Source organism: Pseudomonas sp. (genome assembly GCF_041601375.1).
GTDB lineage: Bacteria > Pseudomonadota > Gammaproteobacteria > Pseudomonadales > Pseudomonadaceae > Aquipseudomonas.
Genome location: NZ_JBFIIG010000047.1, coordinates 1 through 25713, shown reverse-complemented (window position 1 = coordinate 25713; position 25713 = coordinate 1). Strand labels below are relative to the sequence as shown.

Sequence of the window (25713 nt, the reverse complement as noted above, 5' to 3'; positions counted from 1 at the left end):
GGCTGGCGGATTTACGCGGCAGTATCGGCCTGCTATTCATAAAAAAACGCCCCAGGCCATCGACGCCCAGGACGGTGAAGATGTCCAAGACCCGCTACCCAGTTGACCGCAAAGCTGCTCCGCTTAAGTGAACAGCATTGCCGTCGGTTGCGGGGCTTTTTTCTGTCTGAGTGCTGGACGTATCGATAAAACCGGTGTTACATTCGGCCTCGCTGCATTTCCTATGCAGCGCCCTGCAAGCCGTCGCCGACGGATTCCTACGCGAATACCTTCGAAACACGCTGGCGATCCAATCGCCTTCTAGCGGCGCGGCCTCCCAAGCTGAATAGCTTATTTCCCCTCCTTCAATGATTACGTCATTCCTATGAATCTGACCGAACTCAAGCAAAAGCCGATCACCGACCTGCTGGAACTCGCCGAACAGATGGGCCTGGAAAACATGGCCCGTTCGCGCAAGCAGGACGTGATTTTCTCGCTGTTGAAAAAACACGCTAAAAGCGGTGAGGAAATCTCCGGTGATGGCGTGCTGGAGATCCTCCAGGACGGTTTCGGCTTCCTCCGCTCCGCGGACGCTTCCTATCTCGCCGGCCCCGACGACATCTACGTCTCGCCGAGCCAGATCCGCCGCTTCAACCTGCGGACCGGCGACACCATCGTCGGCAAGATCCGCCCGCCGAAAGAAGGCGAGCGTTACTTCGCCCTGCTCAAGGTCGATACGATCAACTACGATCGTCCGGAGAACGCGAAGAACAAGATTCTGTTCGAGAACCTGACGCCGCTGTTCCCCACCAAGCGTCTGGTCATGGAAGCCGGTAACGGCTCCACCGAAGACATCACCGGCCGGGTCATCGACCTCTGCGCGCCGATCGGCAAGGGCCAGCGCGGCCTGATCGTCGCCCCGCCGAAAGCCGGCAAGACCATCATGCTGCAGAACATCGCGGCCAACATCACGCGCAACAACCCCGAGTGCCACCTGATCGTCCTGCTGATCGACGAGCGCCCGGAAGAAGTGACCGAGATGCAGCGCACCGTGCGCGGCGAAGTGGTCGCCTCGACCTTCGACGAGCCGCCGACCCGCCACGTGCAGGTCGCCGAAATGGTGATCGAGAAGGCCAAGCGCCTGGTCGAGCACAAGAAGGACGTGGTCATTCTGCTCGACTCCATCACCCGTCTGGCGCGGGCCTACAACACCGTGATCCCGAGCTCCGGCAAGGTCCTCACCGGTGGTGTCGACGCCCATGCCTTGGAGAAGCCGAAACGCTTCTTCGGTGCCGCGCGTAATATCGAAGAGGGCGGTTCGCTGACCATCATCGCCACCGCGCTGGTGGAAACCGGCTCGAAGATGGACGAAGTGATCTACGAAGAATTCAAGGGCACCGGCAACATGGAACTGCCCCTGGACCGTCGTATCGCCGAGAAGCGCGTGTTCCCCGCGATCAACATCAACCGCTCCGGCACCCGCCGCGAAGAGTTGCTGACCGCCGAAGACGAGCTGCAGCGCATGTGGATTCTGCGCAAGCTGCTGCACCCGATGGACGAAATCGCCGCCATCGAGTTCCTTATCGACAAGCTGAAAGCGACCAAGACCAACGAAGAGTTCTTCATGTCGATGCGCCGCAAGTAAGAAGATCTACTGCGTTTCGGTGATGCTGGGTAACAACTGGCTGACTTGCGCTCGCTACGAGCCTGGTTCGGCCGGTTAAGACAAAAGCCGGGGAAACCCGGCTTTTGTGTGTCTACGCACTGCCACTCCTTCTGAATAACCCAGTTCGGCGCTAAACTTTGCGCCCCGACTGGCACGCTCGACACGAGGCTCGAACATGCAGTATCGCGATCTGCGCGACTTTATCCGCGGCCTGGAACAGCGCGGCGAACTCAAGCGCATCCAGACCCCGGTTTCCCCCGTGCTGGAAATGACCGAAATCTGCGACCGTACCCTGCGCAAGGGCGGTCCGGCGCTGCTGTTCGAGAACCCCACGGGCTTCGATATGCCGGTGCTCGGCAATCTGTTCGGCACGCCCAAGCGGGTGGCGCTGGGCATGGGCGCGGAAGAGGTCAGCGAGCTGCGCGAGATCGGCAAGCTGCTGGCCTTCCTCAAGGAGCCCGAGCCGCCGAAAGGTCTGAAAGACGCCTGGTCGAAGCTGCCGATCTTCCGCAAGGTGCTGGCCATGGCGCCCAAGGTGCTGAAAGACGCGCCCTGCCAGGAAGTGATCGAGGAGGGCGACGACGTCGACCTCGGCAAGCTGCCGGTGCAGACCTGCTGGCCCGGCGATGTCGGCCCGCTGATCACCTGGGGCCTGACCGTGACCAAGGGGCCGAACAAGGAACGGCAGAACCTCGGCATCTACCGTCAGCAGGTGATCGGCCGTAACAAGGTCATCATGCGTTGGCTCAGCCACCGTGGCGGCGCCCTGGATTTCCGCGACTGGTGCGAGAAATACCCGGATCGTCCCTATCCGGTGGCCGTGGCCCTGGGGGCGGATCCGGCGACCATTCTCGGCGCCGTCACCCCGGTGCCCGACAGTCTGTCCGAGTACGCCTTCGCCGGCCTGCTGCGCGGCCACAAGACCGAGCTGGTGAAGTGTCGCGGCAGCGAGCTGCAGGTGCCGGCCAGTGCCGAGATCGTCCTCGAGGGGGTGATCCATCCCGGCGAGATGGCCGATGAAGGCCCCTACGGCGATCACACCGGTTACTACAACGAGGTCGACCGCTTCCCGGTGATGACGGTCGAACGCATCACCCGTCGGCAGAAGCCGATCTACCACAGCACCTACACCGGACGGCCGCCGGATGAGCCGGCGATTCTCGGCGTGGCGCTCAACGAAGTGTTCGTGCCGATCCTGCAGAAGCAGTTCCCGGAAATCACCGACTTCTACCTGCCGCCCGAGGGCTGCTCCTACCGCATGGCGGTGGTGACCATCAAGAAGCAGTATCCCGGCCATGCCAAGCGCGTGATGCTCGGGGTCTGGTCGTTTTTGCGACAGTTCATGTACACCAAGTTCGTCATAGTCACCGACGACGACATCGATGCGCGCGACTGGAATGACGTGATCTGGGCCATTACCACGCGCATGGACCCCAAACGCGACACCGTGCTGATCGACAACACGCCGATCGATTACCTGGATTTCGCCTCGCCGGTGTCCGGCCTGGGCAGCAAGATGGGCCTGGATGCCACCCACAAGTGGCCGGGCGAAACCAGTCGCGAATGGGGCCGTGCGATCGTTCAGGACGAGGCGGTCAAGCGTCGGGTCGACGAGCTCTGGGCCCAGTTGGGGATCGACTGATGCGCCGGATCGATAAGCGACTGCGGTCGCGCTTACTGCAATGCGTGCAGGGCCCGGCCAAGGCCGCGGGTTTGTGCTTTGGATTGAAAACGCTATGAAAGTTACTCTGCAACCCTCAGGCGCCGTGCTCGAAGTCGAGCGTGGCGAGCGCATTCTCGATGCGGCGCGCCGCCTCGGTTACGACTGTCCGCAGAGCTGTCGCAACGGCAACTGCCATATTTGCGCGGCCCTGCTGGTCAACGGCCGGGTGCGTCAGGCGGGCCAATCCCACGAGCATGGCGAGGTGTTCGCCTGTCTGGCCGAGCCCGAGCAGGAGTGTGTGCTGCTCTGGGACGGGGTGCTGGCGCCTGGCGAGCTGCCGGTGCGCGAACTGAACTGCCAACTGATCGAATGTCACGATGCCGGTGGCGACGTGTTTCGCGTGCGTCTGCGCGCGCCGGCCGGCAAGCTGCCGCGTTATCACGCCGGCCAGTACCTGCTGCTGCAGCGGGCAGATGGCGAGTTTTCGGCTTTTTCCCTGGCCTCGGCGCCGCAGTCCGGGCGTGAGCTGGAGCTGCATATCCTGGCGCGTGACCCATCCAGTGTCGCGGTCATCGAGCACCTGCGCGAGCAGGGTTTCGCGCGGATACAGATGCCGTTTGGCGACACCCATCTGGCCGAGCTGCCGGACGGTCCGCTGGTGTTGATCGCCGCCGGTACCGGCATGGCGCAGATGCGCAGCCTGATCGAGTGCTGCCGTGCTGCCGGCTTCCCGCACCCCGTACACCTGTACTGGGGGGCGCGCCGGCCGGAAGATTTCTATGAGCTGCCCTGCTGGGTCGAGTGGCAGTCGTTACCCAATCTGTTCCTGCATCGGGTGGTCAGCGATCGATGTGGCTGGCAGGGCCGTTGTGGTCTGCTGCACGAGGCGGTGCGCGAGGACTTTGTCGACCTCAAGCCGCTGCATGTGTACGCCAGCGGCTCGCCGACCATGGTCTACGCGACGCTGGACGCCCTGGTCGAGGCGGGCATGGACGCCCGGCAGATGCGCGCCGACGTTTTCGCCTACGCCCCCAGGGGCTGATTGCGCCCATGAGGAAGTCCGCCTGAGGGCAGCTTTTCCGTAGGGTGCGCTGCGCGCACCGATATTCCTGCGTGGGGCTGATGGTGCGCACGGCGCACCCTACCGGCTAGCGGCTCAGCGAACCTTGACCACCACCTTGCCCACGGCCTTGCGCTGGCCGAGGGTGTCGATTGCCGCAGCGGCCTGCTCCAGCGGGAAGGTCTGCGACACCAGCGGCTTGAGCTTGCCTGCGACGTGCCAGGCGAACAGCTGTTGGAAGTTGGCGGCGTTGTCCTGCGGCTGGCGCTGGGCGAACGAGCCCCAGAACACCCCGACCACGGCGGCGCCCTTGAGCAGGGCCAGGTTGACCGGCAGTTCGGGGATGCGTCCGCTGGCGAAGCCCACCACCAGCAGGCGGCCGTTCCAGGCGATGCTGCGGATCGCCTGATCGAACAGGTCGCCACCCACCGGGTCGTAGATCACGTCGGCGCCCTGGCCGCCGGTCAGGCGTTTGACTTCCTCTTTCAGGCTGCTGTCGTGGTAGTTGATCAGCTCGTCGGCGCCGGCGGCCTTGGCCACGGCCAGCTTCTCGGCGCTGCTCGCCGCGGCAATCACCTTGGCGCCCATGGCTTTGCCGATTTCCACTGCCGCCAGGCCCACGCCGCCGGAGGCGCCGAGTACCAGCAGGGTTTCGCCCGGCTGCAGGTTGGCGCGCTGCTTGAGCGCGTGCATCGAGGTGCCGTAGGTCATGCCAAAGGCAGCGGCAGTGGTGAAGTCCATGCTCGGCGGGATCGGTATGACGTTGTAGCCCGCTACCGCCACCTGTTCGGCAAAGCTGCCCCAGCCGGTCAGGGCCATTACCCGGTCACCGACTTTCAGGTGACTGACCTTCTCGCCCACCGCCGCCACTACGCCCGCAGCTTCGCCGCCGGGTGAGAAGGGCAGCGGCGGCTTGAACTGGTACTTGCCCTCGATGATCAGGGTGTCAGGGAAGTTGACCCCGGCCGCATGCACGTCGAGCAGAATCTCGTTGTTCTTCGCTTCGGGGCTGGCGGTTTCTTCCAGTACCAGGGTTTCGGCGGGGCCGAAGGCTTTGCACAGCACGGCTTTCATCGGGCTTTTCCTCTGCGGGTGATGGTTTTGCAGTGTAGAGAGGAGGGGCGCTCGGTCAACGAGCATGGTCGCGTCTGATGGGGCTGTATAAGTATGGGCGTTTTTTCACGCGTGCAAGGGCTTGGGCTGCGGCCCAGCTATGGCTATGCTAGGCGCCCCTGTGGAGGAATACCCCCTGTGAAAGTCTGGATCGCATTGTTGTTGGCTCTGGCCCTGCCCGTGATGGCATTGGCCGAGGAAACGGAAAACAAGCCGGAAGAGGGCGCGCCGCCGGCGGTTGCCTATGTCAGCCTGGTGCCGGCGTTGGTGGGTAATTTCGGTTCAGGAGCCAAGCTCAAGTTCTACAAGGCGGATATCGCGCTGCGGGTCAGCGGCGCTGCAGCCGAAGGCAAGGTCAAGTACCACGAGCCGCTGATCCGCAATCAGCTGGTGATGCTGTTTTCCCAGCAGACCGAGGAGGGCATAGCCGTGGCCGGCGCCAAGGAGACGTTGCGCCAGGAAGCGCTCAAACAGGTGCAGGACATCCTGACTCAGGAAGAAGGCCTGCCGCTGGTGGAGGACCTGTTGTTCAACAACCTGATCATTCAGTGACGCCGCTTCGCGGCTCTCAGGCCGCGCCCCGCCAGATGCAGATGCGGTTGCGGCCCTCGTGCTTGGCGCGGTAGAGCGCCTGATCGCAGTGTGCGGCCAACTGGTCCGGCGACTCGCCGCTGCCCGGCGCGGCAACGGCCAGGCCGATGCTCAGGGTCAGGCGCCCCAGTGGGCTGGCCGGGTGGGCGAGGTTCAGCGCTTCGAGCCGTTGCTGTACCTGTGAGGCGACATGCAGGCCGCCCTCCAGGCCGGTATCGGCGAGGATGATGGCGAATTCCTCGCCGCCGTAGCGGCAGGCGCTGTCGCCCTCGCGCTGCAGGCTATTGTGCAAGACTTCGGAAACCTGGCGCAGCGCATCGTCGCCGGCCAGATGGCCGAGTCGGTCGTTGTAGCTCTTGAAGTAATCGATATCCAGCATCAGCAGGGCCAGCGGGCTGCCCTGGCGGCGCAGGCGACGCCATTCGCTGTTGAGTTGGCTGTCGAAATAGCGTCGGTTGTACAGGCCGGTCAAGCCGTCCTGCTGCGACAGGCGTTGCAACTGGGCTTCGAGTTGCAGGCGTTGGCTGTTGTCGCGGGTTACCCCGATCAGGTACTCGCGGTCGTTGACCAGGACCAGTTGTGCACTGATTTCCGCCGCTTGTTCGCTGCCGTCGCGCCGCTGCATCTTCTGCTGGGAGATGGTCGACAGCTTGTCTTGCTGGGCCTGGCGAACTTCCTCCAGCCAGTGCTGATAGCCCGGCAGCAACTGTTCCGGATTCTGCTTGAACAGTTCGCGGAAGCCCTCTGCGCTATAGCCCAGGCGGCTGTAGGTGGCCTGGTTCATGTGCAGGATGTCGCGGTTCTGCGGGTCGATGATGAACAGGCCGTCGTGGCTGGAGTCGGTCAGGTCGAGCACCAGTTGCAGGCGTTCACGGCTGTCGCGCAGTATCTGCTCGATTTTTTCGCGTTGCTCCAGCTCTTCGCTCAGGCGCCGGTTGCTCACTTGCAGGGCGCCGGCGCGGCGCGCATTGGTCAGCGCCAGGCCGAGGGCGGCGACCAGCAGCAGGCTGATGGTCAGGCTGGCGCCGAGGACGACTTGCGGCAGGGGCGTGGCCAGCCGCTGCACCAGCCGTTCGGTAGGCTGCAGGCGCAGGGCGAAGTCCTGGTTGTTCAGCAGCTGCAGCGGCACCTCCTGCTGCAGCGCGTCCAGGGCGTCAGGCTGTTCGTGCTGGTAGATCGGTCGGCCCGCCTCCAGCAGGTAGGCGCTGAAGTCTTGGCTATCGAGATGGCTGAGCAGTTCGTCCATCAGGCGCTCGACGCGAAACACTCCCTGCAGGAAGCCATCGAAGACCCGTTCCTGCTGGGCGTCGTGGATATACAGCGGGGTATAGAGAATGAAGCCGCGGCCGCCCTGGACCAAGGCGAAGCTGTTGGAGAAGCGTGGTTCGCCCGAGGCCTTGGCCTGGATGGCCAGGTTGAAGTTGGGGTGGGCCGGCGTCAGGCGCACTTGCAGGGCCTCTTCGTTGCCCAGCAGGGGTTCGGTCCAGCGCATCGCCAGGTCGGCGCCGAGCCATTGGATCGCCTGGTAGCCCTTGAAGCGCTTGAGGGCGAAGCGGCTGTCGAGCACCCATTCGTCCATGGGCATGCGCCCGCGGTGATTCCATTGCAGTGCGATGCGGCGCAGGCTATCGACCTGATCGTGCAGGCTGGCTTCCAGTTGTCGGGCGAGGCTGTGCGCCTGGTAGTTGACGCGCTCGGCGACTCGCTGCTGCTGTGCGATCAGCAGCCGCTGCCAGAGCAGCACGCTGACCAGGCACAGGCCCAGGAGCAATGCGGCAAGCGCCAGGCGAGCTGGCCAGGGGGATTTAGGGCGCAACGGCATGAGCTCCGTGGGGCGGTTCGCTTACCTCATAGCACAGTGCCGGTATCCAGTGCCAGAGCCGCTTCAGCGCAGCGCCAGGATCGCCGCCCATTGTTCGGCGCTGACCGGCATCACCGACAGCCGGCTGCCCTTGTGCACCAGGGGCAGTTCCAGCAAGGCGCTCTGCGCCTTCAGTTCGGCCAGCGGGATGACCCTGGCGAAGGCTTCGACAAAGGCCACGTCGACCGCGCTCCAGGGATTTTTCGCGCTGCTGGCCTTGCTGTCGAAGTAGTGGCTGTCGGGGTCGAGCGCCGTCGGGTCTGGGTAAGCCGGGCTGCTGATCCGGGCGATCCCGGCGATACCCGGCACGGGGCAGCTGGAGTGATAGAAGAGGAAGTGCTCGCCGGCCTGCATGCTGCGCAGAAAGTTGCGCGCCTGGTAATTGCGCACCCCGTCCCAGCGGGCTTGGCCCAGGCGCTGCAGGTCGTGGATGGAGAATTCATCGGGTTCCGATTTCATCAGCCAGTAAGGCATGAACTTTGCTCCGTAAAGACGGTCTTTGCTGCGGACCAATGGCCGTACGTGCAGCTGGCGACCGTTTGGCGCCAAAAATTGCTTGGTTATGCGCGCAGGCAGACAATGCCGGCCCCTGCGCCAGACAGTTTGTATGTCCGATAAAAATAAAGCCGCCGGTCCACCGTGCGCAGTATGCCTTGAAGGGGGAGGCATCCAATGAAACGCAAACCAGATCTATTGTGGGTATTAGTCGTCCTGTTCAGCCTGGGCGTAGTTACTACGGGTTACACCCAGAGCCAATGGGCGCGCCAGGGTGAGGCGCCGGTCAATGTCTCCCAGCAACGGTAATCCGTATGCCGGGTTCGCCATGTGCCGCAGGGATCGCGGCGTCACCCGGGCAGTTCAATACCATGCCCTGTCCGTCACCGTCGCCTTGAGTGACACATCCCAGCTGGCCAGTGCCAGTCGATCGACCTGCTGACATTCATGCGCCAGACCCAATAGGGTCGGGTTGTGCCATTTTTTGCGCACCCCGCGATAGGCCAGGCTGCGATCGTAGAAGCCCCCGCCCATGCCGATGCGGCCGCCGTGACGGTCGAAGCCGACCAGCGGCAACAGCACCAGATCCAGCGCCCATACCTTGCGTTGCAGTCTGCGATTGTGGCGCGGCTCGGGGATGCGGAAGCGATTGGGTTTCATGGCTTCGTGCGGGCGCACGCGCTGGAACACCATTTTGCTGCGCGGCCAGGAGTTGAGTATGGGCAGGTAGGTGGCTTTGCCGCGACGTTGGGCGGCGCGTAACAACGGTCGAGGGTCGATTTCGCCATCGTTGGGCAGGTACAGGGCGATGTGCCTGGCGCGTCGAAACAATGGATGGTGCGCCAGTTGCCGATACAGCTGCTGCGCCGCTCGGCGCTGCGCTTGCTTGCTCAGGGCGCGGCGCTTTTGCCGCAGCAGGCGGCGTAATTGCGGGCGGGTCAGGTCGGCCGAGTCGAGCATGATCAGGCGTGGAGCCCGTTGCCGGCAGAGGCTCGCAGCTGTGAAATAAAGGCTCCCCGACGTGCCGCTGTCGGCTTAGCCCTTGAACCCGAAAGTTCAAGGTGGAGGTTGCAGGAGGCGTTAAGGCTTTCCGTCAGGCGGACATGCGCACCGGCCCCAGCATGCAACCCCCGGGTTTGTGCGTATCGGCTCAGGGACATCACCAACTGGCGCACACCCCAGGGAGTGGCGGCCAGTATACCTGAATCCGCTGCCTCGTAATCAGCGAGCTTGGTCATCGTCATTGTCATCGTTGGCCAGGGCTTGGTCGACGCGCTCGAGCAGGTCGCGCACATGCTCGCGGGTCGAGGTCGATTGCCGATTGAGGTTGTGCTCTTTGTGCAGCAGGTCATGGGCGATGTTCAGGGCAGCCATTACCGCTATGCGGTCGGCGCCGATGACTTTGCCGCTGCTACGGATCTCGCGCATCTTGTCGTCCAGGTAGCGCGCGGCGCTTTCCAGGTTGCTGTGTTCGCCCGGCGGACAGGCGATGCAATATTCTTTGTCGAGGATATGCACGGTGACGGTATTCGACTGGGTCATGAGTCCTGCTCCAGGGCTTTGAGGCGCGAAATCATGGATTCGACCTTATGCCGGGCCATTTCGTTCTTTTCGATCAGATGGGCGCGTTCCTCGCGCCAGGCCTTTTCATTTGCCAGGAGAACCCGGTTGCGGGCCTTGAGCTGCACGACGCGCTGGATCAGTTGGTCCAGCTTGGTCGTGAGGGCATGCAGGTCGACGTCTTCCATGGGGTCTCGCTAAGGCAAGGATTGACCGGACTATATAGGCTTGAACCCTAAGGAGGTCAAACCTTGCGCCGGCCCTGGATGGTCTTGGCGCGCCTGCCGGTGCTAGGATACGGGGTCTTCATTCTAGTGATTGCGCCGCTTGGCGCCTAGTGATCTATGCCGACTTCAAGTTCTCCTTATACCGCTTTCGCCGCACTGCTCGCCAGCAGCGGTCATCCTGTTTCCCCTGCCGAGTTGCATGGCCTGCTGCTGGGCCGCAGCTGTGCCGGTGCCGGCTTCGATATCGACCCCTGGCTGGTGGATGCCGCCGAGCTGCTCGGCGCTGCGCCGCAGGACAATGTGCGCCAGGCCCTGATTGGCTTGCAGGAGATGGTCAAGAGCGAATTGTGCGGTGACGACGTCACCGTGGTGCTGCTCCTGCCATCCGATGAGGCGCCGCTGTGCGAGCGTGCCGTTGCCCTGGGCCAGTGGTGTCAGGGCTTTCTCGGCGGCTTTGGCCTGACCGCGCGTGACCGCGCCCTGAGCGCCGAGGCCATGGAAGTGCTGCAGGACCTCGCGGCCATCGCCCAGGTGCAGAATGCCCTGGAAGAGTCCGAAGATGGCGAGAGCGACTACATGGAAGTGATGGAATACCTGCGGGTGGCCCCGCTGTTGCTCTTCAGCGAGTGCGCCAAGCCGGTAGCCGCGGCCGCCAAGCCGTCGCTGCACTGATTTTTACGCCTTAGAAGTGGACCCAGCCTGCCCATGATCAGCATCCCCAAGTCGGAATACGCCCGTCGGCGCAAGGCGCTGATGGCGCAGATGGAACCCAACAGCATCGCGATCCTGCCGGCAGCGCCGGTGTATATCCGCAATCGCGATGTCGAGCACGTCTACCGCCAGGACAGCGACTTCCAGTACCTCTCGGGTTTCCCCGAGCCGGAGGCGGTGATCGCGCTGATTCCCGGTCGCGAACATGGCGAGTACGTGCTGTTCTGCCGCGAACGTGATCCCGAGCGCGAGCTGTGGGATGGCCTGCGCGCCGGTCAGGACGGCGCCATCGGCCAGTATGGCGCCGACGACGCCTTCCCCATCGGCGATATCGACGACATCCTCCCCGGGCTGATCGAAGGTCGCGAGCGGGTGTATTACGCCATGGGCACCAACCAGGAGTTCGATCGTCACCTGATGGAGTGGATCAACGTGATCCGCTCCAAGGCCCGTCAGGGCGCACAGCCGCCGAACGAATTCGTCGCCCTCGATCACCTGCTGCACGATATGCGCCTGTACAAGTCGGCCGCCGAGGTCAAGGTGATGAAGGAGGCCGCACAGATTTCCGCGCGCGCCCACATCCGCGCCATGCAGGCCAGTCGCGTGGGGCTGCATGAGTTCCACCTGGAGGCCGAGCTGGACTACGAATTCCGCAAGGGCGGGGCGAAGATGCCGGCCTACGGCTCGATAGTCGCGGCCGGCAGGAATGCCTGCATCCTGCACTACCGCGAGAACGATGCACTGCTCAAGGATGGCGATCTGGTGCTGATCGACGCCGGCTGCGAGATCGACTGCTACGCCAGCGACATCACCCGCTGCTTCCCGGTCAACGGCAGGTTCTCGCCCGAGCAGAAGGCCATTTACGAGCTGGTGCTGGCGGCCAACGAGGAAGCCTTCAAGCACATCGCGCCCGGCAAGCACTGGAACGAAGCCCACGAGGCCACGGTGCGGGTGATCACCGCCGGGCTGGTCGAGCTGGGTCTGCTGCAGGGCGAGGTCGACGAGCTGATCGCCGCCGAGGCCTACAAGCCGTTCTACATGCACCGCGCCGGCCACTGGCTGGGCATGGACGTGCATGACGTCGGCGACTACAAGGTCGGTGGCGAGTGGCGGGTGCTGGAAGTCGGCATGGCCATGACCGTCGAGCCGGGCATCTACATCGCCGTGAACAACACCAAGGTGGCGAAGAAATGGCGCGGTATCGGTGTGCGCATCGAGGATGACGTGGTGGTGACCAAGAGCGGTTGCGAGGTGCTCTCCCTTGGCGTGCCGAAAACCGTCGGCGAGATCGAGGCGCTGATGGCCGCCACACCGACTGCGGCGGCCTGAACCCATGCAGCGAGTCGATCTGGCAATCATTGGCGGCGGTCTGGTCGGCGCCAGCCTGGCCCTGGCCCTGCAGGGCCAGGCCAGGGCGCGCGGCTGGCGCATCAGCCTGATCGAACCCTTCGCCCCGGGCGAAGGCTACCAGCCGAGCTACGATGCACGCTCCACCGCGCTGTCCTACGGCACACGGCTGATCTACCAGCGCCTGGGGCTGTGGCAGGCCATCGCCGAGCGCGCCGAGCCGATTCGGCAGATTCATGTCTCCGACCGCGGCCGTTTCGCCGCGGCGCGCCTGAGCGCCGCGGAGGAGGGCGTGCCGGCGCTGGGTTATGTGGTGGAGAACGCCTGGCTGGGTCAGTGCCTGTGGCAGGCCCTGGATCAGCGGGTGGTCAGCTGGCGCAGCCCGGCGCAGGTGACCCGCCTGGACGCGCTGGAGAACGGTTATCGGCTGACCCTGGACGATGAGTCCAGCCTGGAGTGCGACCTGGCGATTCTGGCCGACGGCGGTCGTTCCGGGCTGCGCGAGCAGTTGGCTATCGGCGTCAGCCACAGGCCCTACGGTCAGAGTGCGCTGATTGCCAATATCAGCCCGCAGGACGATCATCGCGGCTTGGCCTTCGAGCGCTTTACCGAAGAGGGGCCGATGGCCATGCTGCCGCTGGCGGACAAGCGCTGTGCGCTGGTCTGGACCCGCTCGACGGCTGACGCCGAACGCTTGCTCAGGCTGGACGAGGCGCGTTTTCTCGAGGAGTTGCAGGAGGCCTTCGGCTACCGCCTCGGCGCCTTGCGTCAGGTCGGTGCGCGGCACCTGTACCCGCTGGCGCTGAGCGAGGCCGAAGAGCAGGTGCGTTCCCACCTGGTGGTGCTCGGCAACGCCGCGCACAGCCTGCACCCGATTGCCGGGCAGGGCTACAACCTGTCCCTGCGCGACACCCTGGCGCTGGCCGAGACGCTGCTGGCCAGCAGTGCGCCGCTGGGCGATCTGGCGACCCTGCAGGGTTATCTGCAGCGGCAACTGGCCGACCAGCAATTGACCGTGGGCTTTTCCGATCGGGTCACCCGCCTGTTCAGCAGCGGCCAGCCGCTGCTGGCCGCCGGGCGCGGCCTGGGCCTGCTGGGCCTGGACCTGCTGCCGCCGGCCAAACGCTGGTTCGCCCGCCAGGCCATGGGCCTGGGCACTCGCGACCTATGACGGGGGGCCGCCGCGAGCCATTGTCACAACCCTGGGCCAGGCAGCTGTCTCGGCAGCGGGGGCATGCCCGGTCACCGCTCAATTCGCGTTGGTTCAATAAGGAATGATATGCGTGCGGATCTGATCATCGTCGGTGCCGGTATGGTCGGCAGCGCCCTGGCTTTGGCCCTGCAAGAGCAAGGGCTGGAGATTCTCCTGATCGACGGCGGGCCGCTCAGCGTCAAGCCGTTCGACCCTGCCGCGCCCTTCGAGCCGCGGGTCAGTGCGCTGTCGATCGCCAGTCGGCGGGTGCTCGAGCGGCTTGGCGTGTGGCAGGGCGTCAGCGCCCGCCGCAGCAGTCCCTATGCCGAGATGCGGGTGTGGGACGGTAGCGGGACCGGGCAGATTCATTTCAGTGCGGCCAGCGTGCATGCCGAGGCGCTCGGCCATATCGTCGAGAACCGTGTGGTCCAGGACGCCCTGCTCGAGCGCCTGCACGACGGCACTATCGGCCTGCTGAACAATGCCCGTCTGGAGCAGTTGCGCCGCTCCGGCGACGACTGGCTGCTGACCCTGACCGATGGCCGCCAGCTGCGTACGCCGCTGCTGATCGCCGCCGACGGCGCCAACTCGGCGGTGCGCCGCCTGGCTGGCTGCGCCACCCGCGAGTGGGACTACCTGCACCATGCCATCGTCACCAGCGTGCGCTGCAGCGAGTCGCACCAGGCCACGGCCTGGCAGCGCTTCACCGACGACGGCCCGCTGGCCTTTCTGCCCCTGACTGCAGCGCCGGGCGAGCACTGGTGCTCGATCGTCTGGTCGGCCACCCCGGACGAAGCCGAACGCCTGATGGCCCTGGATGATGCGGGTTTCTGTGCCGAGCTGGGCAAGGCCTTCGAGCATCGCCTGGGCAGCGTGCTGCACGCCGATCCGCGTCTGCGCATCCCGCTACGCCAACGCCACGCCAAGCGCTACGTCGAGGAAGGGCTGGCGCTGATCGGCGACGCCGCGCACAGCATCCACCCGCTGGCCGGACAAGGCGTCAACCTGGGTTTTCTCGATGCGGCGGTGCTGGCCGAGGTGCTGCTGCATGCCTTGGCGCGGGGTGAGCGCCTGGCCGATCCGCGCGTGTTGAGTCGCTACGAGCGTCGGCGGATGCCGCACAACCTGGCGATGATGGCGGCGATGGAGGGCTTCGAGCGCCTGTTCCAGGCCGATCCGCTGCCGTTGCGCTGGCTGCGCAACGCCGGCCTCAACTGGGTCGACGAGTTGCCCGAGGCCAAGGCGCTGTTCGTCCGCCAGGCGCTGGGGCTGAGCGGCGACTTGCCGGAGCTGGCGCGCGCCTGAGGCCGGTGCCAGGTCTCCTCTGTGTCAGCCGGCGCGGTGCCTGCAGAGGTGCGACCTGTTGCGGATTAAAAAAAGATAGCGAAGATTGACCTGAGTCATGGCGGATTACGTCTGCGAGGCGAAGAATGGTTGAGAAACTAAATGCTATTCACTACTATTCATCGTCTTAGTTCGTCTACCTCAGGAGGCAGTCCACATGCAGGTCAGCAAGTCGTTGTTCGCCGCACTCACCCTCACTGCGCTGGCTGGCGCCGTCCAGGCTGCCGATGAAGTGGTGGTCTACTCCGCCCGTATCGACGAGCTGATCAAGCCGGTCTTCGATGCCTACACCGCCAAGACCGGTGTCGAGGTGAAGTTCATCACCGACAAGGAAGCGCCGTTGCTGGCCCGCCTGCAGGCCGAGGGCGAGAACACCCCGGCCGATATGCTGATCACCGTGGATGCCGGCAACCTCTGGCAGGCGGAGCAGCAGGGCGTGCTCAAGCCGCTGCAGTCCGAGGTGATCGAGGCCAATATTCCGTCTCAGTATCGCTCCAGCACAGGCGCCTGGACCGGCCTGTCGCTGCGCGCGCGGACCATCGTCTACTCCACCGAGCGGGTTGAGCCGCAGGAGCTGTCCACCTACGAGGCCCTGGCCGACAAGAACTGGGAAGGCCGCCTGTGCCTGCGCACCAGCAAGAAGGTCTACAACCAGTCGCTGACGGCCACCCTGATCGAGACCCACGGCGCCGAGAAAACCGAGGCGCTGATCAAGGGTTGGGTCGGCAACCTGGCGACCGACGTGTTCCCCGACGATACCGCGCTGATCCAGGCCATCGACGCCGGTCAATGCGATGTCGGCATCGTCAACACCTACTACTTCGGCCGCCTGCACAAGCAGAAGGCGGATTTGAAGGCCGCCCTGTTCTGGCCGAACCAGGCTGACCGTGGCGTGCACGTCAACCTGTCCGGCGCCGGTGTCACCGCGCACGCGCCCCATGCCGAGGCCGCGCAGAAGCTGCTGGAGTGGATGACCACCGAGGAAGCCCAGGGTCTGTTCGCCAGCCTCAACCAGGAATTCCCGGCCAATCCGCAGATCGCGCCGTCCGAGGAAGTGGCCGCCTGGGGCAGCTTCAAGGCCGACAGCATTCCGCTGGAAGTGGCCGGCAAGCGTCAGGCCGAAGCGACCATGCTGATGGATCGCGCCGGCTGGAACTGATCGGCCCTCGTAGGGTGGGTCGAGACGCGTAGCGTCGATACCCATCGCTGCTGGATCGATGGGTATCGCTGCGCTCAACCCATCCTACGTCTGCAGTTATACTCCACGCCCCGGCTTAGTCCGGGGCGTTGTGTTTATGCCGTCGAGAAAATTGTTTCGAGGATTCTGCGTGGCCCATCCTGCCCAGCGTCGCTGGTATCCCATCGCCTTCGCCGTTGCCCTGCTGGTGTTGCTGCCGCTGAGCGTGCTGCTGTTCAGCTGGCATGAGGTGGATCGGCAGATCTGGGCGCACCTGTGGCAAACCCAGCTGCCGCGCCTGATCGGCAATACCCTGATGCTGGTAGTCGGCGTCGGTATCGGGGTCACCGCGCTCGGCGTCAGCCTGGCCTGGCTGACCAGCCTCTGCGAATTCCCCGGGCGGCGCTGGCTGGATTGGGCGCTGATGCTGCCCTTCGCCATTCCGGCCTATGTCCTGGCCTTCGTCTTCGTCGGCCTGCTGGATTTCGCCGGGCCGGTGCAAACCCTGCTGCGCGACTGGTTTGGCACCGGCTTGCGCCTGCCGCGGGTGCGCTCCACCGGTGGGGTGATCATCGTCCTGGTTCTGGTGTTCTACCCCTATGTCTACCTGCTGGCGCGCAATGCCTTTCTGGCCCAGGGCAAGGGCCTGATGGAGGCGGCGCGGGTGCTCGGGCAGAGCCCCTGGCAGGCGTTCTGGCGGGTGGCCCTGCCGATGGCGCGGCCGGCCATCGGCGCCGGCCTGGCGCTGGCGATCATGGAGACCCTGGCCGATTTCGGCGCGGTCTCGGTGTTCAATTTCGACACCTTCACCACCGCCATCTACAAGACCTGGTACGGCTTCTACAGCCTGACCAGCGCCACCCAGCTGGCCAGCCTGCTGTTGCTCGCGGTGATGCTGGTGCTCTATGGCGAGCGGCGTGCCCGTGGGGCCGTGCGTCCGGCCAACGAGCGACCCCGGGTCAAGGCGCTCTATCACCTCAAGGGTGGCCAGGCACTGGCCGCCAGCGTCTGGTGCGGCCTGGTGTTCGCCTGTGGTTTCGTGATTCCGCTGCTGCAGTTGCTGGTGTGGTTCTGGCAGCGCGGTCGTTTCGATCTGGACGAGCGCTACACCGCCCTGATTCTGCATACCCTCTACCTCGGTGGCATGGCCGCGCTGATCACCGTCTGCGTGGCCTTGCTGCTGGCCTTCGCCCGCCGGCAGACGCCGACTCGGTTGATGCGCTCGACCGTCAGCCTGGCCAATCTCGGCTATGCCTTGCCGGGCTCGATGCTGGCGGTGGCAATCATGTTGGCCTTCAGCGTGCTCGACCGCGAGCTGGTGATTCCGCTGTCCAGCTGGCTCGGCGGTGCCGGCAAGCCGATCCTGCTCGGCAGCCTGTCGGCCTTGCTCCTGGCCTACCTGATTCGCTTCATGGCGGTGGCCTACGGGCCGCTGGAGAACAGCCTGGCGCGGATCCGCCCGTCGTTGCCGGAAGCCGCGCGCAGCCTGGGTGTCGGCGGCATCGGCCTGTTCTTCCGGGTCTACCTGCCGCTGCTGGTGCCGGGGGCGATGTCGGCGGCGCTGCTGGTGTTCGTCGATGTGCTCAAGGAAATGCCGGCGACCCTGCTGATGCGCCCCTTTGGCTGGGGCACCCTGTCGGTACGGGTGTTCGAGATGACCAGCGAGGGCGAATGGGCACGCGCCGCGCTGCCGGCCCTGACCCTGGTGCTGGTCGGGCTGCTGCCGGTGATCCTGCTGATCCGCCGTTCGGCGCGGCGGATCGGTTAGCGGAGCGGGACGCCGGCCGCTCATCGGCGCCGCCGTTCGGCCGCGACGAGTAGGCTGCAGGTCCATGCGACCTACTGCTTCGCGAGTACGCCCTATAGCCAAGATGACCCGCCGCGGTCTTGCGGCTACAATGCGCGCCATTCGCTGCGGCGCCTCATTTCGATGGCCCGTGCCAGTGCCCTGATTCAACGGGTTCAGCACTTGCCCGCAGCTCTGCCAAGCCCGGAAGGAGACACCCATGGGACAGCGCACCCCTCTCTACGACCTACACCTCGCCCTAGGCGCCAAGATGGTCGACTTCGGTGGCTGGGACATGCCGCTGCACTATGGCTCGCAAGTCGAGGAACACCACCAGGTGCGCCGCGATTGCGGGGTCTTCGACGTCTCCCATATGTGCGTGGTCGATGTCGGCGGCAGTCAGGCCAAGGCCTACCTGCAACACCTGCTGGCCAATGACGTGGAGCGTCTGCATGTCTCCGGCAAGGCCCTGTACAGTGCCATGCTCAACGAGCAGGGTGGGGTGATCGACGATCTGATCGTCTACCTTGTCGACTCTGCCGAGGGGCCGAGCGGCTATCGCCTGGTGGTCAATGCCGCTACCCGCGACAAGGATCTGGCCTGGATGCGTCAGCAGAGCGGCGCCTTCGATGTCGAGCTGAAGGAGCGCAGCGAGCTGGCCATGTTCGCGATCCAGGGGCCGCATGCCCGCGCCAAGACCTGCGAACTGGTGACCCAGGCCCGCGCCGCCCTGATCCACGAGCTCAAGCCGTTCCAGGGCCTGGCGGAGGGCGAGTGGTTTTTCGCCCGCACCGGTTACACCGGCGAGGATGGCCTGGAGATCATGTTGCCGGCCGCTCAGGCCGTGGAGTTCTTCAATGACCTGGTCGGTGCCGGCATCTCGCCAATCGGCCTGGGCGCGCGCGATACCCTGCGCCTGGAAGCCGGGATGAACCTGTACGGCCAGGACATGGACGAAAACGTCACGCCGTTGGCTGCCAACATGGCCTGGAGCATCGCCTGGGCGCCGGCCGGCCGCCAGTTTGTCGGACGCCGGGCGCTGGAAGCACTGAAGAGCGCCGGGAGCCAGCCCCGGCTGGTCGGTCTGGTGCTCGAGGAGCGTGGCGTACTGCGCGCCCATCAGGTGGTGCGGGTTGACGGCGTGGGCGAGGGCGAGATCACCAGCGGCAGCTTTTCCCCGACCCTCGGCAAGTCCATTGCCCTGGCGCGCGTGCCGACGGCCACGGGTGAGCGTGCGGAGGTGGAAATTCGCGGTAAATGGTATCCGGTCCGGGTGGTCAAACCGATGTTTGTCCGCCACGGCAAGGCCCTGATCTGACCCCCGATTGCAGGCAGTGCGGCCGCTGTCCGGTCAGGCCTGCAGCCCAGAGGGAGCTGGGCGTGCCGTTACCCGTTGGGTGCGGTTGTGTGCGCTATGTTTGCAATGATTCCCTTTCGCTATGGCCAACCCCTGCTAAATTCTCCTGACGGCGCGGTCGCCGTCATGTCTTACGAGGAACGACACATGAGCACTATCCCCGCCGATCTGCGTTACGCCGCCAGTCACGAATGGGCCCGCCTGGAAGCCGATGGCACGGTCACCGTCGGTATTTCCGATCACGCTCAGGAAGCCCTGGGCGACGTGGTCTTCATCGAACTGCCGGAAGTCGGCAAGAGCCTGACTGCCGGTCAGGAAGCCGGAGTCGTGGAGTCGGTCAAGGCCGCCTCCGATATCTACACGCCGGTGGGCGGCGAAGTGATCGCGATCAACCAGGATCTGGCCGACAGCCCGGAGAGCGTCAACAGCGATCCCTATGGCAGCTGGTTCTTCAAGCTCAAGCCAAGCGATGCCGGCGAACTGGACAAGCTGCTCGATGCGGCCGCCTATCAGGCTGCTGCCGACGCCTGATCGAACCGCGCCAAGCTGGTCTTGTCGGGCCGGTTTGGCGCGCATGGCTGCGGCCGGCCCGGCGGATAGGGGCTCGCGATGCCGAAGGCGTGGTCATGTCCATCGCCCGTGGTGCCCCGTCTGCGTCCGATCCAGCTGCCCGCGAACGCCTGGGTAGGGGCGCTTTCCTGCTAAGCTAGGCAGCCGCCATCCAGCGTGCCTGCCCGATCGATTGCCCATGCCCGAACTGCCTGAAGTCGAAACTACCCGCCGCGGTATCGCGCCCTTTCTCGAGGGCCAGCGGGTCACCCAAGTGGTCGTGCGCGAGCGCCGTTTGCGCTGGCCGATTCCCGAAGACCTGGATGTGCGCCTGTCCGGCCAGCGCATCGAGTGCGTCGAGCGGCGGGCCAAGTACCTGCTGATCAAGGCCGAGACCGGCAGCCTGATCAGCCACCTGGGCATGTCCGGCAGCCTGCGGCTGGTCGCATGCGGCCTGCCGGCGGCCAAGCACGAGCATGTGGACATCGAATTGGAGTCAGGCCTGGCCCTGCGTTACACCGATCCGCGGCGCTTCGGTGCGCTGCTCTGGTGCGCCGACCCCTTGCAGCATGTGCTGCTCAGCAAGCTCGGTCCCGAACCACTGACCGAGTCGTTCGGCGGCGAGCGCCTGTACCAGCAGTCGCGTGGCCGTTCGATGGCGGTCAAACCCTTCATCATGGACAATGCCGTTGTGGTCGGGGTCGGCAATATCTATGCGAGCGAAGCGCTGTTCGCCGCCGGCATCGATCCGCGCCGTGAAGCCGGTTCGATTTCCCGGGCGCGCTATCTGGCTCTGGCCGAGCAGATCAAGCGTATCCTCGCCCACGCCATCGAGCGCGGTGGCACTACCCTGCGCGATTTCGTCGGCGGCGATGGCCAGCCGGGCTATTTTCAGCAGGAGTTGTTCGTCTATGGGCGCGGCGGAGAGTTTTGCAAAAACTGCGGCAGCACCCTGCGCGAGCTCAAGCTGGGGCAGCGCGCCAGCGTCTATTGCCCGCGCTGCCAGCGCTGAAGCTCCCAGCCCGGCGTCTGCGGGCGCCTCACCGCAGCGGTCGGGCTACGGCGCTGGAGATGTTCACGGCCACTGACCGGCGGCCGGAATTTCCCGTCTGCCCGGGCTTTTTCCCAAAAAAACCGAATACGCATTGCATGGCGATTGACGGCCGTCACGCTGACAAATTCCAGAGCGCTGTTATAGTTACCGGCACTGCCTCCTAATAGCTGAAGGATCGCCCCGATGAAACTGTTTCGCTCAACCGCTGTTGTCCTGGTGCTGACCACTGGCCTGCTGGCGCTGCCGGCACAGGCGGAAGTGGTTCAACAGAATGCCAGTGGCGATCCGCTCTACAGCGTCGAGGCGCCGGGCGCCTTCTCGATGGTGGCGGACCTGCTGATTGCCCGTCCCTTGCTGATCGCCGCCACCGTGATCGGTGCCGGCGTCTTTGTCGTGGCCTTGCCGTTCGCCGCGACCGGTGGCGGCATTGGCGAGGCCGGCCGGGCGCTGGTGGTCGAACCGGGCAAGGCGGCCTTCGTGCGCTGCCTGGGGTGCACCGGGGATGGTTATAACAAGCGTCAGTGATTGTGCGTGAACGCGCACTGAATGCCTGACCCCGGCCGCAGTCTGCTGCTGCGATTACGCGCGTTCAGCTGGATTTTCCTGTTTGCCCTGCTGGCCCTGAGTTTCTGGTTCAGCGCCGGCTGGCTGGCTCTGTGCGCAGGCCTGGCGCTGTTCCTGTTCGGCATGCAATGCTTGGAGGAGGGGCTGCGCCAACTGGCCGGCGGCAAACTGGAACGCCTGCTGGCGCTGAGCACCGCCACCCCCTTCAAGAGCCTGATGTTCGGCGTGAGCGCCACCATGCTGGTGCAGTCCAGCTCGCTGGTGTCGCTATTGACCATCGCCTTCCTCAGCACCGGCCTGATCCAGTTGGCGGCGGGCATCACCATTCTGTTCGGTGCCAACCTGGGCACCACCAGCGGTATCTGGCTGCTGGCCCTGGCTGGGCAGAATGTCAGTCTCGGCCCTCTGGCGCTGCCCCTGCTGGTGTTTGGCGTGCTCGGCAGTTTCGCCGGTGCGCGAGGCTCCGCTATCGGGCGCGTGGTGCTCGGCGTGGCGTTCCTGTTTCTCGGCATCGAGCAGATGAAGGCCGGCTTCTCCAGCGTGGCCGACGGCTTCGACCCCCTGCGCTACCAGTTGCCCGGCATGGCCGGTCACCTGCTGTTTGCCGGCGTGGGCCTGCTGATCACGGTCTTGCTGCAGTCCAGTCATGCCACCCTGATGCTCACCCTGACGGCCTTGGCTGGCGGCCAGCTGGCGCTGGAACAGGGCCTGGCGATCGCCATCGGCTCCAATCTGGGCAGCACGGTGACGGCGGTGATCGGCGCTTTCGGCGGCTCCCGTGCCGGGCAACGACTGGCCCTGGCCCATGTGCTGTTCAATCTGACCACGGGTGTACTGGCCCTCGCCCTGTTGGTGCCGCTGGCCCTCCTGGTGCAGTGGCTGACGGCGCCGATGAGCCTGGGCGGCAACCTGCCGATTCAGCTGGCGCTGTTCCATACGCTGTTCAATGCCATGGGCGTGAGCTTGTTCTGGCCGTGGCAGGGTTGGCTGGCGAGCCTGCTGGAGCGCTGGCTGCCCGAGCGCGAAGAGCCCCGGGTGCTGATCGCCGAGGTGGCCGAGCCGGCGACTGAGCCGACGCACGCCCGTTACCTGGATGACAGCGCCCTGGCCAGTGCCGATACGGCCGCCAGTGCGGTGGTGCAGGAGTTGCAGCACCTGGGACGCCTGAGTCTGGAAGTGATCTGCCATGCGCTCTATCTGCCGGTGACTCAGCTCGGCTGCAGCCGGTTGGACGAGACGCTACTGAACGCCCGTCCCGAGCCCCGTGCGCTGGATGCCGAGCAGCTCTACCAGCAACATATCAAGGGCGTGTACGGCGATCTGTTGGGCTTTATGGGGCGCCTGGAAATCACTCTGGATCAGAGCCATCAGCAATTCTGGGTCAGTTGCCAATTGGCTGCACTGCAACTGGTGGATGCGGTCAAGGATGCCAAGCACCTGCAGAAAAACCTCGGCCGCTACCTGCGCGAGGAAGACAGTGCTGCCCGCCGGGCCTATGTCGATCTGCGTAGGCACTTGCTGGGGGTCTTGCGCGGGGTGCATGAGCTGGGGCCGCTGGAGCTGCCGGAGCAGGCCTGGGCCGAGCGCCTCGATCTGTTAGACCAGCAGGCCGGAGAGTTTGACCGGCGCTTCCGTCAGCGCCTGTTTGCCGCCGTGCGCGAGCGGCACCTGAACGGTCAGCAGGCCAGTTCGCTGATGAATGACCTGGGCTACGCCAGCCGCATCACCCAGAGTCTGCGCAACGTGCTGCTGCTCGGTCAGGGCGAGGGCAATGAGCCGCTACGTTCGCTGCGCCGGATGCTGGCCGAAGATGAGCCGCTGATCCAGCTGGATTGAGTGTGAGGTCTTATCGGCGGCGCGCCGTGCCGACGCCATACCGGGTTACGCGGCGTTCGGAGGAGGCGGTGCCTGTTGTTGGGAGGCAGGCGCCGCTAACCCGGCCTACGGGATTGGCGGCGCAAAAAAAACTGCGCTGGTACCGACGCCGCGTGGGTCGCTGGCGGCTTCGACCCGTTTGCCTGGCTTGTCCCAGAACAGCACCTGCTGGTTGCCGTAGCGGCGTTCCAGGGCCTTGAGTCGATGGCCGCGGGCGCTCAGGGCAGCGATCTGCGCCGGGCTGAAGGTGTCCGGTTCGTGCTCGATCAGGTCCGGGCGGAACTGATGGTGATAGCGGGCGACGCTCGGCCAGCGGCCAATCGGCTGGCCGTCGAGGTACTCGAGCATCGCGAGCAGCACCATGCTGGGAATGCGGCTGCCGCCGGGAGTGCCGAAGCTGGCGAAGTCTTTGCTGCTTTCGATAAAGCTCGGGCTCATGCTCGACAGCGGACGCTTGCCGGCGGCGATGGCATTGGCCTGGCTGCCGGCCAGGCCATAGGCGTTGGCGCCCTGGACGTCGGCGGCGAAGTCGTCCATTTCGTCGTTGAGCAGCACGCCGGTGCCGGGCGCGGTGAAGGCGGCGCCGAACGGCAGGTTGATCGACAGGGTCGCGGCCACCGCGTTGCCGTCGGCGTCGAGCACCGAGAAGTGGGTGGTGTGGTCGCCTTCGTGCCAGCCTCCAGCGGCTGGCAGGCTGTCGCTCGAGGTGGCTTTATCCGGGTCTATGCTGGCGGCCAGTTGCTTGAGGTAGGCGGGCGCGAGCAGCTTGTTCAGTGGGTTGGCGACGAAGTCAGGGTCGCCAAGCAGGCCGCGGTCGCGGTAGGCGCGGCGCAGCGTTTCGACGACCAGGTGGGTGCGTTGCACCGGCTCGGCCTGGCGCCAGGGCAGTTGCTGCAGGATCAGCAGGCTCTGCGCCAGGGCCAGGCCGCCAGCCGAGGGCGGCGGCGCGCTGATCAGCTCGCGACCGTCGGCCAGGGACGCGCGCAAGGGCTGGCGCTCGACGATACGGTACTCGGCGAGGTCGCGCAGGGTCCAGATGCCGCCGGCGGCGCGCACGCCAGCGACCAGCTTCTCGGCGATCTCGCCGGCGTAGAAGCCGGCGTGGCCGTCACGGGCCAGGCGCTCCAGGGTGGTGGCCAGTTCCGGCTGACGCAACAGGTCGAACTCTGCAGGGATTTCGCCGTCTTCGTCGAGGAAAATCCGCGCGCTTTCCGGGTCGTCGCGCAGGGCCGCCAGGCGCCAGTTGGCCCGCTGGCGGTAGACCGGGTCGATGCCGACGCCGTCGCGGGCCAGGCGAATCGCCGGGGCCAGCGAGTCGCGCAGCGGCAGCTGGCCGAAGCGTTCGGCCAGCAGCACCAGCGAGGCGGGCAATCCGGGAATGGCCGCCGCCAGCGGCCCGTTCAGCGATAACTGCCGCTGCACCTCGCCATCGCGTCGGTAGAGGTCGACGTGGGCGGCCAGCGGCGCCCGCTCGCGGGCGTCGAGAAAACGGTAGGTCGGTTGTGCGCCGGCTTCGCGCAGCAGGAAGAAGCCGCCGCCGCCCAGGCCCGAACTGTAAGGTTCCGCCACCGCCAGGGCGGCGCTGATGGCGACCGCCGCATCGAAGGCATTGCCGCCCATGGCCAGGGTTTCCTGGCCGGCAACGGTGGCGGCGGGGTGGGCGCTGGCGATGGCCGCGCGACCGGGCCGTTCGGCGGCCTGCAGGCCCAGGGCGAGCAGCAGCAACAGCGAGCCGGCGAACAGGCGCCAGGGCAGCGCGCCGCGATTCAGGCGGCGCATGGAATCGAGGCCGTTTGGCCGAACACGGTAGCTGTCCAATGGCCAGTCAGGCTTTGCCGGTGATGATCAAGTACTTCTCCATCAGTTCGTCCTTGCTCTCGACATGGTTCGTGTCGAGCGGGATGCAATCCACGGGGCAGACTTGCTGGCACTGCGGCTCGTCGTAGTGGCCGACGCACTCGGTGCACAAATTGGGGTCGATCACATAGATCTCCTCACCCTGGGAGATCGCGCCGTTCGGGCACTCGGGCTCGCAGACGTCGCAGTTGATGCAGTCGTCGGTGATGATCAGGGACATGGGCTAAGCGCTCCTGTCGCAGCCTTCGGCTACGACATGTTCAAACAACAATAGGCAGACATCAATGGGCGAATTGTGCCGGATTGTTGGGGCGGACGCCATGTGTGGGCGGGTCGGGAGCAGGTCATCTGGGCTGTAGGAGAACCCCCGTCGCCCAGACGCCGCGCTGTCGCGCAGCAAACGGGGGGCAATCGTGTTTGTCGGCTTGTGGGTACCTGTAGGAGCGGCTTCAGCCGCGAAGCTTAGCTGTGCCGCGAAGAATTCGCGGCTAAAGCGGAACGCCGCCCGGCCGCTCCTACAAAAAAGCAATAATCCATAAAATCAATGATATATGGGTTGTTTGATAAGAGATCCCCCGTCGTCCAGACGCCGCGCTGTCGCGCAGCAAACTGGAGGCTTCCCGCTGTCGTAGGAGCGGCTTTAGCCGCGAAGCTTTGCTGTGCCGCGAAGAATTCGCGGCTGAAG

General features: G+C 65.2%; 25 protein-coding genes and 1 other RNA gene. 16 read left to right on the top strand and 10 right to left on the bottom strand.

Going from position 1 to position 25713, the window contains the following annotated elements; all coding sequences use genetic code 11:
- Positions 1–364 precede the first annotated feature (364 nt).
- The 3 genes from rho to ABZE94_RS09040 all read left to right on the top strand — a co-directional run bounded on the left by rho (position 365) and on the right by ABZE94_RS09040 (position 4350).
- The gene (gene rho, locus ABZE94_RS09050) at positions 365–1624 is read left to right on the top strand and encodes a transcription termination factor Rho (protein WP_372875204.1); all 1260 of its coding nucleotides are present in this window, start codon (positions 365–367) and stop codon (positions 1622–1624) included.
- A 196-nt stretch (positions 1625–1820) separates the two neighbouring features.
- Positions 1821–3287, top strand: coding sequence for a 4-hydroxy-3-polyprenylbenzoate decarboxylase (gene ubiD, locus ABZE94_RS09045; RefSeq protein ID WP_372875203.1), 1467 nt, complete (start codon positions 1821–1823; stop codon positions 3285–3287).
- A 94-nt stretch (positions 3288–3381) separates the two neighbouring features.
- A complete protein-coding gene (locus tag ABZE94_RS09040; RefSeq protein WP_372875202.1) occupies positions 3382–4350 on the top strand; it encodes a CDP-6-deoxy-delta-3,4-glucoseen reductase in 969 nt (322 codons plus the stop codon).
- A 114-nt stretch (positions 4351–4464) separates the two neighbouring features.
- Here ABZE94_RS09040 and ABZE94_RS09035 read toward each other — a convergent pair whose 3' ends face one another.
- The gene (locus ABZE94_RS09035) at positions 4465–5442 is read right to left on the bottom strand and encodes an NADPH:quinone oxidoreductase family protein (RefSeq protein WP_372875201.1); all 978 of its coding nucleotides are present in this window, start codon (positions 5440–5442) and stop codon (positions 4465–4467) included.
- A 177-nt stretch (positions 5443–5619) separates the two neighbouring features.
- On the opposite strand from ABZE94_RS09035, the gene ABZE94_RS09030 reads away from it, so the two are divergent.
- Positions 5620–6033: a flagellar basal body-associated FliL family protein gene (locus tag ABZE94_RS09030; protein WP_372875200.1), complete on the top strand. Its 414-nt coding sequence runs from the start codon at positions 5620–5622 to the stop codon at positions 6031–6033.
- Positions 6034–6049: 16 nt separating this feature from the next.
- On the opposite strand, the gene ABZE94_RS09025 is transcribed toward ABZE94_RS09030, so the two are convergent.
- Both ABZE94_RS09025 and ABZE94_RS09020 read right to left on the bottom strand, forming a co-directional pair.
- Positions 6050–7894 carry a diguanylate cyclase gene (locus ABZE94_RS09025; protein ID WP_372875199.1) on the bottom strand — a complete coding sequence of 615 codons (1845 nt, stop codon included), beginning with the start codon at positions 7892–7894 and terminating at the stop codon, positions 6050–6052.
- Between the two features lie 63 nt (positions 7895–7957).
- On the bottom strand, positions 7958–8407 hold the full coding sequence (locus ABZE94_RS09020; RefSeq protein WP_372875198.1) for an EVE domain-containing protein: 450 nt from the start codon (positions 8405–8407) through the stop codon (positions 7958–7960).
- A 198-nt stretch (positions 8408–8605) separates the two neighbouring features.
- On the opposite strand from ABZE94_RS09020, the gene ABZE94_RS09015 reads away from it, so the two are divergent.
- Positions 8606–8737 (top strand): hypothetical protein, encoded by a 132-nt coding sequence (locus ABZE94_RS09015; protein ID WP_372875197.1) that lies wholly within the window; start codon positions 8606–8608, stop codon positions 8735–8737.
- Positions 8738–8791: 54 nt separating this feature from the next.
- Here ABZE94_RS09015 and ABZE94_RS09010 read toward each other — a convergent pair whose 3' ends face one another.
- From ABZE94_RS09010 to ABZE94_RS08995, 4 genes are all read right to left on the bottom strand, one after another.
- Positions 8792–9388, bottom strand: a complete 597-nt coding sequence (locus ABZE94_RS09010; protein ID WP_372875196.1) for a 5-formyltetrahydrofolate cyclo-ligase — start codon at positions 9386–9388, stop codon at positions 8792–8794.
- Positions 9389–9437: 49 nt separating this feature from the next.
- A non-coding RNA gene (gene ssrS / locus ABZE94_RS09005) (6S RNA) lies at positions 9438–9616 on the bottom strand.
- 33 nt (positions 9617–9649) lie between these two features.
- The gene (locus tag ABZE94_RS09000; RefSeq protein WP_372875195.1) at positions 9650–9970 is read right to left on the bottom strand and encodes a cell division protein ZapA; all 321 of its coding nucleotides are present in this window, start codon (positions 9968–9970) and stop codon (positions 9650–9652) included.
- Entirely contained in the window at positions 9967–10176 is a 210-nt protein-coding gene (locus ABZE94_RS08995; protein WP_372875194.1) for a TIGR02449 family protein, read from the bottom strand. Before ABZE94_RS08995 ends, ABZE94_RS09000 begins: the two co-directional genes overlap by 4 nt.
- A 156-nt stretch (positions 10177–10332) precedes the next feature.
- On the opposite strand from ABZE94_RS08995, the gene ABZE94_RS08990 reads away from it, so the two are divergent.
- The 11 genes from ABZE94_RS08990 to ABZE94_RS08940 all read left to right on the top strand — a co-directional run bounded on the left by ABZE94_RS08990 (position 10333) and on the right by ABZE94_RS08940 (position 23132).
- Positions 10333–10887 (top strand): YecA family protein, encoded by a 555-nt coding sequence (locus tag ABZE94_RS08990; protein WP_372875193.1) that lies wholly within the window; start codon positions 10333–10335, stop codon positions 10885–10887.
- A gap of 33 nt (positions 10888–10920) precedes the next feature.
- Positions 10921–12255 (top strand): Xaa-Pro aminopeptidase, encoded by a 1335-nt coding sequence (gene pepP, locus ABZE94_RS08985; protein ID WP_372875192.1) that lies wholly within the window; start codon positions 10921–10923, stop codon positions 12253–12255.
- A gap of 4 nt (positions 12256–12259) precedes the next feature.
- Positions 12260–13444, top strand: coding sequence for a 2-octaprenyl-6-methoxyphenyl hydroxylase (gene ubiH / locus ABZE94_RS08980; protein WP_372875191.1), 1185 nt, complete (start codon positions 12260–12262; stop codon positions 13442–13444).
- Between the two features lie 108 nt (positions 13445–13552).
- Positions 13553–14770: a 2-octaprenyl-3-methyl-6-methoxy-1,4-benzoquinol hydroxylase gene (locus ABZE94_RS08975; protein WP_372875190.1), complete on the top strand. Its 1218-nt coding sequence runs from the start codon at positions 13553–13555 to the stop codon at positions 14768–14770.
- 196 nt (positions 14771–14966) lie between these two features.
- Entirely contained in the window at positions 14967–15968 is a 1002-nt protein-coding gene (locus ABZE94_RS08970) for an extracellular solute-binding protein (protein ID WP_372875189.1), read from the top strand.
- Positions 15969–16137: 169 nt separating this feature from the next.
- On the top strand, positions 16138–17754 hold the full coding sequence (locus ABZE94_RS08965; RefSeq protein ID WP_372875188.1) for an ABC transporter permease: 1617 nt from the start codon (positions 16138–16140) through the stop codon (positions 17752–17754).
- 238 nt (positions 17755–17992) lie between these two features.
- Positions 17993–19090, top strand: a complete 1098-nt coding sequence (gcvT, locus tag ABZE94_RS08960) for a glycine cleavage system aminomethyltransferase GcvT (protein WP_372875187.1) — start codon at positions 17993–17995, stop codon at positions 19088–19090.
- Positions 19091–19276: 186 nt separating this feature from the next.
- Complete coding sequence (gene gcvH / locus ABZE94_RS08955; RefSeq protein WP_372875186.1) at positions 19277–19660, top strand: glycine cleavage system protein GcvH; 384 nt, start codon at positions 19277–19279, stop codon at positions 19658–19660.
- A gap of 217 nt (positions 19661–19877) precedes the next feature.
- Positions 19878–20690, top strand: a complete 813-nt coding sequence (gene mutM, locus ABZE94_RS08950; RefSeq protein WP_372875185.1) for a bifunctional DNA-formamidopyrimidine glycosylase/DNA-(apurinic or apyrimidinic site) lyase — start codon at positions 19878–19880, stop codon at positions 20688–20690.
- Positions 20691–20915: 225 nt separating this feature from the next.
- Positions 20916–21257 (top strand): multidrug transporter, encoded by a 342-nt coding sequence (locus ABZE94_RS08945; RefSeq protein ID WP_372875184.1) that lies wholly within the window; start codon positions 20916–20918, stop codon positions 21255–21257.
- 21 nt (positions 21258–21278) lie between these two features.
- Complete coding sequence (locus ABZE94_RS08940; protein WP_372875183.1) at positions 21279–23132, top strand: Na/Pi cotransporter family protein; 1854 nt, start codon at positions 21279–21281, stop codon at positions 23130–23132.
- Positions 23133–23237: 105 nt separating this feature from the next.
- Here ABZE94_RS08940 and ggt read toward each other — a convergent pair whose 3' ends face one another.
- The 3 genes from ggt to ABZE94_RS08925 all read right to left on the bottom strand — a co-directional run.
- Entirely contained in the window at positions 23238–24950 is a 1713-nt protein-coding gene (ggt, locus tag ABZE94_RS08935; protein WP_372875182.1) for a gamma-glutamyltransferase, read from the bottom strand.
- A gap of 46 nt (positions 24951–24996) precedes the next feature.
- Positions 24997–25248, bottom strand: coding sequence for a YfhL family 4Fe-4S dicluster ferredoxin (locus ABZE94_RS08930; RefSeq protein WP_372875181.1), 252 nt, complete (start codon positions 25246–25248; stop codon positions 24997–24999).
- A gap of 242 nt (positions 25249–25490) precedes the next feature.
- Positions 25491–25713, bottom strand: a 223-nt coding sequence (locus ABZE94_RS08925; RefSeq protein WP_372875180.1) for a hypothetical protein, incomplete at its 5' end; no start/stop codon positions are given.

What these genes read in the sequence shown, in the direction of transcription:
- ABZE94_RS09010 (WP_372875196.1), bottom strand. Translation starts at nt 9,388, where the DNA reads ATGCTCGACTCGGCCGACCTGACCCGCCCGCAATTACGCCGCCTGCTG.
- ABZE94_RS08940 (WP_372875183.1), top strand. Translation starts at nt 21,279, where the DNA reads ATGCCTGACCCCGGCCGCAGTCTGCTGCTGCGATTACGCGCGTTCAGC.
- ABZE94_RS08975 (WP_372875190.1), top strand. Translation starts at nt 13,553, where the DNA reads ATGCGTGCGGATCTGATCATCGTCGGTGCCGGTATGGTCGGCAGCGCC.
- ABZE94_RS09035 (WP_372875201.1), bottom strand. Translation starts at nt 5,442, where the DNA reads ATGAAAGCCGTGCTGTGCAAAGCCTTCGGCCCCGCCGAAACCCTGGTA.
- ABZE94_RS08970 (WP_372875189.1), top strand. Translation starts at nt 14,967, where the DNA reads ATGCAGGTCAGCAAGTCGTTGTTCGCCGCACTCACCCTCACTGCGCTG.
- ubiH (WP_372875191.1), top strand. Translation starts at nt 12,260, where the DNA reads ATGCAGCGAGTCGATCTGGCAATCATTGGCGGCGGTCTGGTCGGCGCC.
- ABZE94_RS09025 (WP_372875199.1), bottom strand. Translation starts at nt 7,894, where the DNA reads ATGCCGTTGCGCCCTAAATCCCCCTGGCCAGCTCGCCTGGCGCTTGCC.
- ABZE94_RS09015 (WP_372875197.1), top strand. Translation starts at nt 8,606, where the DNA reads ATGAAACGCAAACCAGATCTATTGTGGGTATTAGTCGTCCTGTTCAGC.
- ABZE94_RS08995 (WP_372875194.1), bottom strand. Translation starts at nt 10,176, where the DNA reads ATGGAAGACGTCGACCTGCATGCCCTCACGACCAAGCTGGACCAACTG.
- ubiD (WP_372875203.1), top strand. Translation starts at nt 1,821, where the DNA reads ATGCAGTATCGCGATCTGCGCGACTTTATCCGCGGCCTGGAACAGCGC.
- gcvT (WP_372875187.1), top strand. Translation starts at nt 17,993, where the DNA reads ATGGGACAGCGCACCCCTCTCTACGACCTACACCTCGCCCTAGGCGCC.
- ABZE94_RS09040 (WP_372875202.1), top strand. Translation starts at nt 3,382, where the DNA reads ATGAAAGTTACTCTGCAACCCTCAGGCGCCGTGCTCGAAGTCGAGCGT.
- mutM (WP_372875185.1), top strand. Translation starts at nt 19,878, where the DNA reads ATGCCCGAACTGCCTGAAGTCGAAACTACCCGCCGCGGTATCGCGCCC.
- ABZE94_RS09000 (WP_372875195.1), bottom strand. Translation starts at nt 9,970, where the DNA reads ATGACCCAGTCGAATACCGTCACCGTGCATATCCTCGACAAAGAATAT.
- pepP (WP_372875192.1), top strand. Translation starts at nt 10,921, where the DNA reads ATGATCAGCATCCCCAAGTCGGAATACGCCCGTCGGCGCAAGGCGCTG.
- ABZE94_RS08945 (WP_372875184.1), top strand. Translation starts at nt 20,916, where the DNA reads ATGAAACTGTTTCGCTCAACCGCTGTTGTCCTGGTGCTGACCACTGGC.
- rho (WP_372875204.1), top strand. Translation starts at nt 365, where the DNA reads ATGAATCTGACCGAACTCAAGCAAAAGCCGATCACCGACCTGCTGGAA.
- ABZE94_RS09020 (WP_372875198.1), bottom strand. Translation starts at nt 8,407, where the DNA reads ATGCCTTACTGGCTGATGAAATCGGAACCCGATGAATTCTCCATCCAC.
- gcvH (WP_372875186.1), top strand. Translation starts at nt 19,277, where the DNA reads ATGAGCACTATCCCCGCCGATCTGCGTTACGCCGCCAGTCACGAATGG.
- ggt (WP_372875182.1), bottom strand. Translation starts at nt 24,950, where the DNA reads ATGCGCCGCCTGAATCGCGGCGCGCTGCCCTGGCGCCTGTTCGCCGGC.
- ABZE94_RS08990 (WP_372875193.1), top strand. Translation starts at nt 10,333, where the DNA reads ATGCCGACTTCAAGTTCTCCTTATACCGCTTTCGCCGCACTGCTCGCC.
- ABZE94_RS08930 (WP_372875181.1), bottom strand. Translation starts at nt 25,248, where the DNA reads ATGTCCCTGATCATCACCGACGACTGCATCAACTGCGACGTCTGCGAG.